This window comes from Microbispora sp. ATCC PTA-5024 (assembly GCF_000511135.2).
GTDB lineage: Bacteria > Actinomycetota > Actinomycetes > Streptosporangiales > Streptosporangiaceae > Microbispora > Microbispora corallina.
Genome location: NZ_KI866525.1, coordinates 922,944 through 936,487 on the forward strand (window position 1 = coordinate 922,944; position 13,544 = coordinate 936,487).

Genomic DNA, 13,544 nt, shown 5'->3' on the forward strand with positions numbered 1-13,544 from the left:
CCCCGGGCGCGCGGAAGGGGGCCGGTCGGCGACCGGCCCCCTTCGTCACGCGTTCTGTCAGCTGCAGCCGCTGGTGCTGCCGCAGCCCTCGCACACATAGCAGCTGCCGGCGGGCCGCATCTTGGTGCCGCAGGTCATGCACAGCGGCGCGTCGGCCGTGCGGCCCTGGTGGCTCTCCAGGGACGCGCTCGCCGCCCGCCTCGGCTCGGGGACCGCAACGGGCTTCGGCTCGGCCGGCTTCTCCTCGATGGGCGCCGACTGGGCCAGCGCCTGCGTGTCCACGACCTCCTGGAGGGCGGCCGGGTCCTCGCCGCGCTGCTGGGCCGCGCGCTCCGGCGCCGAGAAGATCCCGAGCGCCGCCCGGTCCTCGTACGGCAGGTAGTCGAGCGCGAGCCGCCGGAAGATGTAGTCCATGACAGACTGCGCCATCCGGACGTCCGGGTCGTCGGTCATCCCGGCCGGCTCGAACCGCATGTTGACGAACTTCTGGACGTAGGTGTCCAGCGGCACGCCGTACTGCAGGCCGATCGAGATGGCCACGGAGAAGGCGTCCATGACGCCCGCGAGGGTCGAGCCCTGCTTGGACATCTTGAGGAAGACCTCGCCGAGACCGTCGTCGGGGTACGACGAGGCCGTCATGTACCCCTTTGCTCCGCCCACGGAGAAGCGGGTGGTGATGCTCGGCCGCTGGGCCGGCATGCGGCGGCGGGTGGGCCGGGCGACCTCCACGACCTGGACGGCCGGGGCGGCGGCCTCCTCCTCGTCGGAGGACTTCTTCGCGGCCGACAGCGGCTGGCCGACCTTGCAGTTGTCCCGGTAGACGGCCAGCGCCTTGAGGCCGAGCTTCCAGCCCTCGAGGTAGACCTGCTCGATGTCGTCCGCGGTGGCCGACTCCGGCAGGTTGACGGTCTTGGAGATCGCGCCCGACAGGAACGGCTGGGTCGCCGCCATCATCCGGACGTGGCCCATGGGGGCGATGGCCCGCTCGCCCATGGCGCAGTCGAACACCTCGTAGTGCTCGGCCCGCAGGCCGGGGGCGTCGACCACGTGGCCGTGCTCGGCGATGTACTCGACGATCGCCTCGATCTGCTCCTCCTGGTAGCCCAGCCGGCGCAGGGCCCGCGGGATCGTCTGGTTGACGATCTGCATGCTGCCGCCGCCGACGAGCTTCTTGAACTTCACCAGCGCCAGGTCGGGCTCGATGCCGGTGGTGTCGCAGTCCATCATCAGGCCGATCGTGCCGGTCGGCGCGAGCAGCGAGGCCTGGGCGTTGCGGTAGCCGTTCCGCTCGCCCAGCCGCAGGCAGTCCTGCCACTGCCGGGTCGCCTCGGCGTGGATGGTCCTGTCCATCTCGTCGATCGCGCGCAGGTCGTCGTTGGCCGCCGCGTGCTTGCGCATGACCCGCTTGTGCGGCTCGGCGTTGCGCTGGTAGCCGTCGTACGGGCCGACGATCCCGGCGAGCTCGGCCGAACGGCGGTACGACACCGCGGTCATCAGCGAGGTGATCGCGCCGGCGATGGCCCGGCCGCCGTCCGAGTCGTACGCGTGGCCGGTCGCCATCAGCAGGGCGCCCAGGTTGGCGTAGCCGATGCCGAGCTGCCGGTACGCCCGGGTGGTCTCGGCGATCTTCTCGGTCGGGAAGTCGGCGAACGTGATGGAGATGTCCATCGCCGTGATGATCAGCTCGGTCAGCTTCACGAAGTTGGCGACGTCGAACGAGTCGTCGTCGCGCAGGAACTTCAGCAGGTTGATCGAGGCGAGGTTGCAGGAGGAGTTGTCCAGGTGGAGGTACTCCGAGCACGGGTTGCTGGCCGTGATGCGGCCCGTCTCTGGGCAGGTGTGCCAGTCGTTGATCGTGTCGTCGTACTGCAGGCCGGGGTCGGCGCACTCCCAGGCGGCCTGGGCCATCTTGCGGAACAGCGACCGCGCGTCGACCTGCTCGATGACCTCGCCGCTCAGCCGGGCCCGCAGCCCGAAGCCCTCGCCGGCCTCGACCGCGCGCATGAACTCGTCGGACACGCGCACCGAGTTGTTGGCGTTCTGGTACTGCACGGACACGATGTCCTTGCCGCCGAGGTCCATGTCGAACCCGGCGTCGCGGAGGGCGCGGATCTTGTCCTCCTCCCGCGCCTTCGTCTCGATGAACTCCTCGATGTCGGGGTGGTCCACGTCGAGCACGACCATCTTGGCCGCCCGGCGGGTCGCCCCGCCCGACTTGATCGTGCCGGCGGAGGCGTCGGCGCCCCGCATGAAGGAGACCGGGCCGCTGGCCGTGCCACCGCTGGACAGCAGCTCCTTGGAGGAGCGGATGCGGGAGAGGTTGACCCCCGAGCCCGAGCCGCCCTTGAAGATCACACCCTCTTCCTTGTACCAGTCGAGGATCGACTCCATCGTGTCGTCGACGGCGAGGATGAAACAGGCCGACACCTGCTGGGGGGAGAGCGTGCCGACGTTGAACCACACCGGGGAGTTGAAGCTGAAGATCTGGTGGATCAGGGCGTGCTTGAGCTCGTGGTCGAAGATCTCGGCGTCCTCGTCACTGGCGAAGTAGCCGTTCTCGACGCCGGTCCGGGTGTAGACCCCGACCACGCGGTCGACGAGCTGCTTGAGGCTCCACTCGCGCTGGGGCGTGCCGACGGCGCCGCGGAAGTACTTCGTGGTCACGATGTTGGCCGCGTTGACCGACCAGAACTCGGGGAACTCCACGCCGTGCTGCTCGAAGTTGACCGACCCGTCACGCCAGTTCGTCATCACGACGTCCCGCCGCTCCCAGCGGACCTCGTCGTACGGGTGGACGCCGGGGGTGGTGAAGATCCGCTTGATCTTCAGCCCCTTGCGGGGCCGCTTGCCGCCGCGGCCCCCCGCGCCCGGTACGGCGCCGCTCACGGTCTCCGTCATGACTTCCCCCTCCCCAGGGCCCGGTGGAGCCCCTCGTTTCGGACCACGCTCTCCCCTAACCACATCGTGTCGCGCCGCGGCGCGCCGGCGCCTACCGCTCGCCCGCGTCGGCCCGCGCGCCTCTGAGCTGCTCGATCTCCGCCTCGAAGTCGGCGAGGGTCTCGAACCCGCGATAGACGGACGCGAACCGCAGGTAGGCCACCTCGTCGAGCTCCCGCAGCGGGCCGAGGACGGCCACGCCCACGTCGTGGGAGGGGATCTCGGCGGCGCCCGTGGCGCGGATGGTCTCCTCCACCTTCTGCCCGAGCTGGGCCAGCGAGTCCTCGCCGACCGGGCGGCCCTGACAGGCCCTGCGCACGCCGGCGATGACCTTCTCCCGCGAGAACGGCTCGGTGACCCCGCTGCGCTTGCTCACCATGAGCAGGACGGTCTCCTGGGTGGTGAACCTGCGCCCGCACGCGGGGCAGGTGCGCCTGCGGCGGATGGCCCCGCCGTCCTCCGTGGACCTGCTGTCCACGACCCGGGTGTCGGGGTGGCGACAGAACGGACAGTGCATGCCATCGCCTCCCGGAAACGCCCACCAAGAACACAAGGTGTGGTGAACTTACATCGATGTGACTACTAGATGTTGTGGTCCAACCGTAGGAGCGCCCGTCCTTGAACGCAAGTCGGACCGGCACGCCGAGGCGAAGTCGCTGCTCGCCCGGCGTGTCGCGACTCCGGGCACTGCTGGTGCCCCTGGGAACGGGGTGGCGAACCCCGCGATTCCCCGCTTCACCGGTACGGCCGGAAAAGTTGTGCGCCGACATTTTCCGTCACTTGTGAGCTGGGGCTACACGACGGCAACTAAGATCCGTAAAATCGAACACGATAGCGATCGAACTCCCGTACGATGTGCTCGACCTCGACATCGGCGATTTCGATAATATCGAACAATTGTTTGACGCAGATCTTGGATCGAGGTACGGTCGCTCTGTGCGACATGGGGAACACGGATTGAGAGGTGGCATCGTGAGTGACCGAAGTGAGCAAGCGGAGGGCGTCGGCGACCTCGCGGTTCGCAGGCGCGACTCCCTTGGGCTCACCCCCAGGCAGCGCAAGATCTTGGAAGTGATCCGCGACTCGGTCCAGCAGCGCGGCTACCCGCCGTCCATGCGCGAGATCGGGGAGGCGGTTCAGCTCACCAGCACCTCCAGCGTGTCGCACCAGCTGACCGCCTTGCAGCGTAAGGGTTATCTCCGCCGTGACCCGCACCGGCCCCGGGCCCTGGAGGTCCGGCTGCCGGGTGAGCCGGTCCTGTGGGTGGATCCGGACGCCGCCGAGGAGGAGGCCGGGTTCAACCGGCCCACCGCGGCCTACGTCCCGCTGGTCGGCCGGATCGCGGCCGGCGGTCCCATCCTGGCCGAGCAGAGCATCGAGGACGTGTTCGCCCTGCCGAAGCAGCTCGTGGGCGAGGGCACGCTGTTCCTGCTCCAGGTCACCGGTGACTCGATGATCGAGGCCGCGATCGCGGACGGCGACTGGGTCGTGGTGCGCCAGCAGCCCGTCGCCGACAACGGCGACATCGTCGCGGCGATGATCGACGGCGAGGCCACCGTGAAGACGTTCAAGCGCAAGGACGGCCACGTCTGGCTCGTGCCGCACAACCCGAACTACGAGCCGATCCCGGGTGACGAGGCCACCGTGCTGGGCAAGGTGACCGCCGTCCTCCGCAAGCTGTAACCACGTCCATAGGTCCGCGGCCGGTGTCCGGCCGCGGACCGGCGGAAGCGGGATCGCGGCCGCTCTCCGGCCGCGGACCTGCGAGGCGGGATCGTTGCACGCGGGCCAAATCAGGACCAATAGGGTGAGTCGGGTGAATCTCGACCTGCTCTCCCTCGAAGCGGCCCGCTCCCGTGACGGGATCAAGTGGGCCCGCGCCGCGTCCGGCGTCATCCCGGCCTGGGTGGCCGACATGGACTTCCCGGTCCCCGACGCGGTCAGGGAGGCCGTCGCCCGCCGCGCCGCCACCGACCTCGGCTATCCGGACTGGCTCGACCAGCCCTCGGCCGGGCCGCTGGCAGAGGCGTTCGCCGAGCGCATGGAGGCGCGGTACGGCTGGCACGCCGACCCCGGCCACGTGCGCTCGTACACGGACATCAACCAGGCCCTGCAGGTCCTGCTGCACGTCATGACCCGGCCGGGCGACCCGATCGCGATGCACCTGCCCGCGTACGACCCCTTCATCGTCACGATCACCGCCATGGGCCGCCGCCTGGTGCCGATGAGGCTCAGCGCCGAGGGGCGGTTCGAGGTGCCGGACGAGCCCGTCCCGGTGCTCCTGCTGGTCAACCCGCACAACCCGTCCGGGCGCTCGTTCACCCGGGAGGAGCTCGAGTCGGTGGCCGCGTACGCCGAGCGCCACGGCACCCTGGTGATCGCCGACGAGATCCACGCGGAGCTCACCTACGCCCCGGCCCGGCACATCCCGTTCGCCACGATCCTCCCCGGCCGCACGGTCACGCTGACCTCGGCGAGCAAGGCGTTCAACATGGGCGGGCTCCACTGCTCGGTGGCCCACCTCGGCGCGAAGGACGCGCGGGACGCGATCGGCCGTCAGCCCGCCCACATCTACGGCGCCCCCGGCGTCCTCGGCGTGGAGGCCACGGTCGCCGCCTGGCGGCACGGCGATCCGTGGCTGAAGGAGGTGCTGGCGATCCTCGACCGCAACCGCCGCCTGATCGCCGAGCGGCTCCCGTCCCGGGTCCTGTACCGCATGCCCGAGGCCACCTACCTGGCGTGGCTCGACTTCGGCATCCCGGACGCCGCCGGCCTCCTCGAGCGGGAGGCCCGGGTCAAGCTCAACCCGGGCCCCCTCTACGGAGGCGGGGACACCTACGCCCGCCTCAACTTCGCGACGTCGGCGCCCATCCTGGAGGAGATCCTCGCCAGGATCTCCTCCGTGACGGGCTGACCCGCCCGGTCAGCTCGCCGTGCAGGTCACCGGCGACGGGACGCCGTTGGAGCCCGACCAGCTCCCGTTGAAGCCGAACGTCGTGGAGGCGCCCGCGCCGAGCGCGCCGTTGTAGGCGAGGCTCGTCACGGTCACGTTGGCGCCGCTCGCACTGAGCGTGCCGTTCCAGAGCTGGCTGATGCTCTGGCCGTTCGGGAAGGTCCACTTCACGGTCCACCCGGTGGTGGCCGACGAGCCGGTGTTCTTGACGGTCACCTCACCCTGGAAGCCTCCCGGGTACTCGTTGACGACCTTGTACGTGGCTGTGCAGCCCTTGTTCCCGGACGGGCTGGGCGAGGGAGAGGGAGACGGCGAAGGCGACGGAGACGGGGAGGGCGACCGCGACGGGGACGGCGACGGGGACGGCGAGCCCGAGGGGGACGGGGACGGCCCGCCGCCGCCCACCGGCGGGATCAGGTAGGGCTGCAGGATGCTCTGCTTGGCCTGGTCGACCGTGGCCCAGTCGTCCTTGAGGATGCCGCCGGTGTCCCCCGAGTTGGGGTTCCACGACCAGTACGTGAACGACATCCCGTTGACCCCGGAGCCCATGTACTTCATGAGCTCCTGCAGCCAGATCTTGTCGGTGTTGCTGGCCAGCGTCGTGCCGAACTCGCCCACCATGATGGGCGCGATGTTCTGCTTGTACAGGTAGCCCCAGTACTTGTCCCAGATGGCCGGCATGTTCGCCGGGTAGGTCGGGTCGTCGAACCAGGTCTGGTGGTAGACCGACGTGGCGTACTCGTGCGGCGAGTAGACGAGCCGGTTGGCCACGTTCAGCCGGACCGGGTACTGCCCGGCCTTGGTGAGGTTGCCGCCCCACCAGCCGCAGTCCTCGTCGTTGCTGGTGTCGTTGTCCCAGACGTTGGACAGGCCCCCGCTCGGGCAGCTCACGCCCTCCACGAAGATCAGCCAGTTGGGCTGGACGGACAGGATCGCGTTGCCCGCCCGCTCGGCCGCCAGGCGCCAGTCGCGGGCCTGGTCGCCGCAGCCCCAGCAGGAGCCGATCGCGTTCGGGTTCGTGCCGTCCGCGTGCGGCTCGTTGTGCAGGTCGGCGCCGATGACCGTGGAGTTGCCGGCGTAGTGCTGGGCGAGCGACTTCCAGTCGGCGAGCCAGGTCGACTCGGGGACGCCGGAGGTGTACCACAGGGCCGTCTGGCCGGCGCTGGTCGGGCGGTGCCGGTCGAGGATGATCCGCATGCCCTTCTGGCCCGCGTAGTCCACGACCTTGTCGAGGATCTGCATCGGGGACAGGCCGATCAGATCGGGGTTGGAGTAGGTGTTGACGCTCGTGGCCTGCGCGCCCGGCTTCAGCGCGTCGTCGGAGAACGGCACCCGGATGGTGTTGTATCCCAGGCTGGCCATGAGATCGAGTTGGCTCTTCCACGGGTTGTTCGCCCACAGCCCGTGAAAGGTCTTGTTGTCGGTCTCCATGCCGAACCAGTTGATGCCGGTCAGCCGGACGGTGGCGCCCGTGCTGTCGACGATCTTGTTCCCGCTGGTGTGCAGGTAGCCGGTGCCGGTGCCGGCGGCGTTCGCCGGCGAGCCCGCGACGACGAGCACCGTCGCCGCCATCGCGGCCACGGCCGCCAGCCCGCCGAGAATACGTCTGGACAAGACGTGCCTCCCACGCTGAGGGCACGCCGATCGTGAGCCGTACGGTCAGGCGCGCACCCCAGAACCACCGCGCGCTGCGGTGGTGGTCGCGGCATGCCCTGACCGCACGCCTAATCAATATGAGAGATATGTGGCTCGGGCGTAATTTTGTCCACCCAGCCCGGCAGGCGTCAACAACCGGTCACGGGACGATGTTGACCAGCTTCGGCGCGCGGACGATCACCTTGCGCGGCGCGCCGTCCAGGTACGGCCTGACCTTGTCCGAGGCCAGGGCCAGCGCCTCCAGGTCCGCCTCGGAGATGTCCGGGGCGACCTCCAGGCGGTCGCGGACCTTGCCCGCCACCTGGACGACCGCGGTGACCGACTCCTGGACCAGCAGCGCGGGGTCCGCCTGCGGCCACCCGGCCTTCGCGACCGACGGCGCGTGCCCGAGCCGCTCCCAGCCCTCCTCGGCCGTGTACGGCGCGACGAGCGACAGCATGATCGCCAAGGTCTCGGCGGCCTCGCGGACGGCCGGGTCGGCCGCGCCGGGCCCGGAGTCGATCGTCCGCCGGGCGGCCGAGGTGAGCTCCATCATCCGGGCGACCGCGACGTTGAAGTGGTACCCCTCGACGAGCTTGGTCACCTCGTCGATCGTCCGGTGGGTGACCTTGCGCAGCTCCGGGTCGCCCGTGGCGGCGTCCGCTCCGGGGGCGGAGGCGGCGCCCGCCTCGGCCATCACACGGAAGGCCCGGGCCAGGAACTTCAGCGATCCGGCCGGCGAGAGGTGCGCCCAGTCGATGTCGTCCTCCGGCGGGCCGGCGAACACCATCGTCAGCCGGACCGCGTCGACGCCGAACGCGTCGATCTGCTGGCCCAGGTCCACGCCGTTGCCCAGGGACTTGGACATCGCCTTGCCCTGGTTGATGACCTGGCCCTGGTTGAGCAGGCGCACGAACGGCTCGGTGAAGTCCACCATGCCCATGTCGTGCAGGACCTTGATGAAGAACCGGCTGTACAGCAGGTGGAGGACGGCGTGCTCGACGCCTCCGACGTACTGGTCGATCGGGCCCCACGTGCGGACCTTCTCGACGTCGAACGGCCCGCCGGTGTAGTGGGGGTCGCAGTAACGCAGGAAGTACCACGACGAGTCGACGAACGTGTCCATCGTGTCGGTGTCCCGCTGGGCGGGGCCGCCGCACTTCGGGCAGGCCACGTTGACCCACTCGGTCGCGCCGGCCAGCGGCGAGACGCCCTTGGGCTTGAGGTCGGCGCCGCGCAGGTCGGGCAGCGTGACGGGGAGCTGGTCGTCCGGGACCGGCACCTCGCCGCAGTCGGGGCAGTGGATGATCGGGATCGGCGTGCCCCAGAACCGCTGCCGCGACAGCAGCCAGTCGCGCAGCCGGAAGTTCACGGCCGCCCGGCCGGCGCCGCGCTCCTCCAGGATGTCGACGATCTTCCTGATCGCCTCGGTCTTCGTCAGGCCGTCCAGCGGGCCGGAGTTCACCAGCGTGCCCTCACCCGGGGTGGCGGTGCCGGTCTCCCCCGGGTCGGCCAGGCCGGTGTGCACGACGACCTTCACGGGCAGGCCGAACTTCCGGGCGAAGTCGAGGTCGCGCTGGTCGTGCGCGGGGACCGCCATGATCGCGCCGTGGCCGTAGTCGGACAGCACGTAGTCGGCCGCCCAGACCGGGATGCGCTCCCCGTTGACCGGGTTGATCGCGTACGTGCCCAGGAAGACGCCGGTCTTCTCCTTGTCGGTGGACAGCCGCTCGATGTCGGAGAGCTTGGCCACCGCGGCCCGGTAGACCGCCAGCGCCTCCCGCTGCTCGGGGGCGACGATCTCCTCGGCCAGCGGGGCGTCCGCGGCGACCACGAAGAACGTGGCGCCGTACAGCGTGTCGGGACGCGTCGTGTAGACGGTGACCGGCTCGTCGCGGCCCTCGATGCGGAACCGGACGTCGGCGCCGGTGGAGCGGCCGATCCAGTTGCGCTGCATGGTCAGCACGCGCTCCGGCCAGCCGCCCTCCAGCTGCGCCATGTCGTCCAGCAGCCGGTCGGCGTAGTCGGTGATCTTGAAGTACCACTGCGTGAGCTCGCGGCGGACCACGTCGGCGCCGCACCGCTCGCACTTGCCGGCCACGACCTGCTCGTTGGCCAGCACGGTCTGGTCATTGGGGCACCAGTTGACCAGGCCGCCCTTGCGGTAGGCCAGGCCGCGCTCGTAGAAGCGGTTGAACAGCCACTGGTTCCAGCGGTAGTACTCCGGGTCGCTGGTGTGCAGCCGGCGCGACCAGTCGAAGGACACGGCGTACCGCCTGAACGAGGTCGCCTGCGTGTCGATGTTGGCGTAGGTCCACTCGGCCGGGTGGGCGTCGCGCCGGATGGCCGCGTTCTCCGCGGGCAGGCCGAAGGAGTCCCACCCGATGGGGTGGAGGACGTTGTAGCCCTTCTGGAACCAGTAGCGCGCGACGACGTCGCCGATCGCGAAGACCTCTCCGTGGCCCATGTGGAGGTCGCCGGAGGGGTAGGGGAACATGTCGAGCATGTACTTGCGCGGCCTGCTGTCCGACGCGTCCTCGACGGCCGCGAACGGGTTCAGCTCCTCCCACTTCGGCTGCCACTTGGCCTGCAGCGCCTGCGGGTCGTACACCGGCTCGTCCACTTCCACTCCTCGCCCGGCGTCTGGGTCACACAGATGAAGGCGCCCGCCCACGGCAGAGCCCCCGCTTCGTCTGCAAGGACAGCCCGCGTCTCCGCGATCTCACGCGCCGAGTTGTGAGACGGCTGCCCGACAAGCAGGGTGGCGGCACGCGTGTCAAGGGTAGCGCAGACGGGAACCACGCCGCCGATCGATCATGCCGGGCTGACCCGGGCAGTCAGATGGCGATACGCGATGGTGATAGTTCCGTTGTGAGGCGAATGTCCCTTTAGATTACTGTCGCATCGTGGCCAACACATTCCCGCCGGCGGACCTCCCGATGCAGGACCCGCCCACCGATCCGACGGGCGAGCAGTTTCGCGGGGCATTCTCCGGTTTCGCTGCGGCGCCCCCCACGTCCCATGAGATCATGCCAGGCACCCAGAATCCGGGCATGATCTCGGGAGGTTCCGTGCCCTCGGACCAGAGCGAACCCCAGCGAGCGCCGGCATGGCCGGAGGTCCCGCCGGCGTGGCCGGACGCCTCCACGGGGTCGTTCACGCCGACGGTGCGTTCGTTCGTGGAGGCCGCGCCCTCGGCGCCCCCGGTGCCCCCGGTGTCCCCGCCGCAGCCCGCGACCGCGTCGCGGTTCGAGGAACCCGGCCCGATGCCCCGGTTCGACCGGCCCGGCCCGATGCCCGGCTTCGACCCTCCGGCCGCCGGGCCACGGCCGGACGAGGGCGTGGCCGGACCCCGGTTCGACCGGCCCGCACAGGGGTCCCCCTTCGACCGGCCCGCGCAGGGGTCCCCCTTCGACCGGCCCGCGCCGGGATCCCCCTTCGACCAGACGGCGCAGGGGTCCCCTTTCGACCCGGCCGGCCCGCCGCGCTTCGACCCCGCACAGGGGTCGCCGTTCGAGCGGCCGGCGCAGGGGTCTCCGTTCGACCCGCAGGGGTTCGACGCCGCGCAGCGGTCCCCGTTCGAACCGCCGCGGTTCGACCCCGCGCAGCGGTCCCCCTTCGAGCCCCAGCGGTTCGACCCCGCGCAGGGGTCCCCCTTCGACCGGCCCGCGCCCTCGGCCTCGCCGTTCGACCGGCCGTCGCAGGGGTCCGCTCCTGACCCGTCCGCGCCGTCGGCGTCGCCGTTCGACCGGCCCGGCCCGATGCCCCGGTTCGACGGCGTCGGCTTCGGCGGGCACGACCCGTCGGACCCGCCCACGGCGCAGATGGCCGCGGCCGTGCCCACCGCGCCGCCCTCCGCGCCGTCCGGCCCGCAGCCCGGCCCCCAGGGCCACCAGTCCGGTCCGCAGACGGCTCCGCACTTCGCATCCCAGCCGGGCCCCCAGCCGGGCCCGCAGGCCACCGCGCCCCACGGCGCGCCGCTGCCGCCCGGCGGTCACCAGGCGCCGGGAACGCAGCCGCCCCAGGGCGGGCCGGGCGGTGACGACCCGTACAAGCCTTTCGTGACGGCGGGGCAGATCAGCGGGCCCAAGACGCCGCCCGCGCATCGCCAGCAGGAGCTGTGGAACACGGTCTTCGGCGAGAACTACCGCGCCATGGACGAGTACGACGAGGAGGAGGGCGGCCGCCCCTTCTGGCTCTACGCGCTCATCGTCTCGGTCGTCATCGCGCTCGTCGGCGCCCTCGTGTGGGCCTTCGTCGCCGGGCCGCTCAGCTCGGGTGACGGCCCCTCCACGTCGGCCGCCCCCGAGCCCACCGCCTCGTCCTCGGCCCCGGCCGCCAAGCCGCAGTCGCAGTTCCCCGGGCTGCCCGCCTTCAAGGGCACCCCCTCCCCCGTCGCGGGGACCCTGGCCGACAGGACCGCCGGCATCTCGGTTCCCCGGCTGGGCTCGCCCTGGCAGGTCGACCCCAACCACCAGACCGTGCAGGCGACGTACGGCTTCGCGACCCGGCAGTTCGTCTCGGCCGGGATGACCACCCGGGGCAAGCCGGAGTTCGCCCAGGTGATGACGGGCCCGCTGCCGCAGGCGCTGGCCGTGAAGTACACGACGCCCGACAAGCTCGGGCCGGTCCTCAGCGCGGTGATGTTCAAGGCCAGGCAGTCGCTGTTCCCCAAGGGCAACAAGGTCACCAAGGTGGCCCAGCAGCGCCTGTCGAGGAACGGCCTGACGGGGCTCCTCGCGCTCTACAAGGTCGAGGCCGACCACGAGGAGAGCACGGTCCTGGTCGCGGCGGTCAACACCGGCGCCGACCTGCCGGCCGTCGTCTACATGGCCGTCCCGGCCCTCAAGGACGACCTGCTCCCCGACATCACGACGGTCGTACGGTCGATCCGCCCGGTGAAGTAGGCGCGGTCAGGAGAAGTACCGCCTGGGGTTGCCGACCAGCATCGCCGTGATCTGCCCGTCGGTGACGCCGCGCTCCCGCAGGGCCGGCAGCACGTCGTCGTGGATGTGGTCGTACCGCCAGTTGGGGGCGGCCAGCTCCTGGACCTGGTCCCAGGCGCCGCCGAAGTAGTCCATGAAGCAGGCGGTGTCGTGGCTGAGGACCATCCGGTCGGCGTAGCCGCGCTCGCACAGGGCCGCGATCGTGTCGATCCGGGCGGCCGTCGAGTTGTAGAGGTCCAGGCCGAAGCGGTCCATGCCGAGCGTGGCGCCCGTGTCGGCCAGCCGCATCAGGTAGTCGAGGTCGTTGGAGTCGCCGGCGTGGCCGACCACGACCTTCGTCAGGTCGACGCCCTCCTTGGCGAACAGGTCAAGGGCGAGCAGGCCCGTACGGGCGGCGGCGTTGGTGTGGACCGTGATGGGCGTCCCGGTGGCGGCGTGGGTGCGGGCGACCGCCCGGCAGACCCGCTCGACGCCGGGCGTGAGCCCCTTGTGCTCCACCACGCACTTGAGGAGACCCGCCCGCACGCCCGTGTCCGCGATCCCCTCGGTGATGTCCCGGGTGAAGTCCTCCACCATCGGCTCGGGGATGTCCATGACCAGTCCCGGGCCGCGGTGCTCGTACTGGAAGGGCACGTCGTCGTACGTGTACAGGCCGGTGGCGACGACGACGTTGAGGCCGGGCACCTCGGCGACGACCCGCTGGACCCGGGGGATGTACCGGCCGAGCCCCCAGACCGTGGGGTCCACGATCGTGGTGACACCCTTGGCCACCAGCGCCCTGAGCTTCCCGATCGCGTCGGCGACCCGGGTCTCCTCGTCCCACCAGGCTCCCCGGCCGTAGTTGTCCAGGTGCTCGGTGGCCAGGACGAAGACGTGCTCGTGCATGAGCGTCTGGCCCAGGTCTCCGGTGTCGACGGGGCCGCGGACGGTGGCGACGGTGGCCATGAGACCTCCATACCGACTGGTCGGTCCCCGTACCGTAGGCCGCCTTCCCGCTCCCGTCAACGTCACCGCACCTTCGGCGGCCGCGAGGGCGGGGTGGACCCCTCTTACCTGCGGCCGGTCTGCTGATC

At 70.7% G+C, this 13,544-nt stretch carries 8 protein-coding genes; 3 read left to right on the top strand and 5 right to left on the bottom strand.

Annotation, left to right across the window (positions count from 1 at the left end):
• Positions 1-57: 57 nt before the first annotated feature.
• Together MPTA5024_RS30140 and nrdR are read right to left on the bottom strand one after the other, a co-directional pair.
• The gene (locus MPTA5024_RS30140; protein ID WP_036330607.1) at positions 58-2,898 is read right to left on the bottom strand and encodes a vitamin B12-dependent ribonucleotide reductase; all 2,841 of its coding nucleotides are present in this window, start codon (positions 2,896-2,898) and stop codon (positions 58-60) included.
• A 91-nt stretch (positions 2,899-2,989) separates the two neighbouring features.
• Positions 2,990-3,454 (bottom strand): transcriptional regulator NrdR, encoded by a 465-nt coding sequence (gene nrdR / locus MPTA5024_RS30145; RefSeq protein WP_036330608.1) that lies wholly within the window; start codon positions 3,452-3,454, stop codon positions 2,990-2,992.
• Positions 3,455-3,906: 452 nt separating this feature from the next.
• On the opposite strand from nrdR, the gene lexA reads away from it, so the two are divergent.
• Positions 3,907-4,620, top strand: coding sequence for a transcriptional repressor LexA (gene lexA / locus MPTA5024_RS30150; RefSeq protein WP_232326716.1), 714 nt, complete (start codon positions 3,907-3,909; stop codon positions 4,618-4,620).
• A 133-nt stretch (positions 4,621-4,753) separates the two neighbouring features.
• Positions 4,754-5,851, top strand: coding sequence for a MalY/PatB family protein (locus MPTA5024_RS30155; RefSeq protein WP_036330612.1), 1,098 nt, complete (start codon positions 4,754-4,756; stop codon positions 5,849-5,851).
• A gap of 9 nt (positions 5,852-5,860) precedes the next feature.
• On the opposite strand, the gene MPTA5024_RS43945 is transcribed toward MPTA5024_RS30155, so the two are convergent.
• Both MPTA5024_RS43945 and leuS read right to left on the bottom strand, forming a co-directional pair.
• Positions 5,861-7,504 (bottom strand): cellulase family glycosylhydrolase, encoded by a 1,644-nt coding sequence (locus tag MPTA5024_RS43945; RefSeq protein ID WP_036330614.1) that lies wholly within the window; start codon positions 7,502-7,504, stop codon positions 5,861-5,863.
• A gap of 181 nt (positions 7,505-7,685) precedes the next feature.
• On the bottom strand, positions 7,686-10,148 hold the full coding sequence (leuS, locus tag MPTA5024_RS30165; RefSeq protein ID WP_036330616.1) for a leucine--tRNA ligase: 2,463 nt from the start codon (positions 10,146-10,148) through the stop codon (positions 7,686-7,688).
• A 430-nt stretch (positions 10,149-10,578) separates the two neighbouring features.
• Between leuS and MPTA5024_RS30170 the strand changes: the two genes are divergently transcribed.
• The gene (locus MPTA5024_RS30170; RefSeq protein ID WP_036330618.1) at positions 10,579-12,432 is read left to right on the top strand and encodes a hypothetical protein; all 1,854 of its coding nucleotides are present in this window, start codon (positions 10,579-10,581) and stop codon (positions 12,430-12,432) included.
• A 6-nt stretch (positions 12,433-12,438) separates the two neighbouring features.
• On the opposite strand, the gene MPTA5024_RS30175 is transcribed toward MPTA5024_RS30170, so the two are convergent.
• The gene (locus MPTA5024_RS30175; protein ID WP_036330620.1) at positions 12,439-13,416 is read right to left on the bottom strand and encodes a phosphotriesterase family protein; all 978 of its coding nucleotides are present in this window, start codon (positions 13,414-13,416) and stop codon (positions 12,439-12,441) included.
• Positions 13,417-13,544 lie beyond the last annotated feature (128 nt).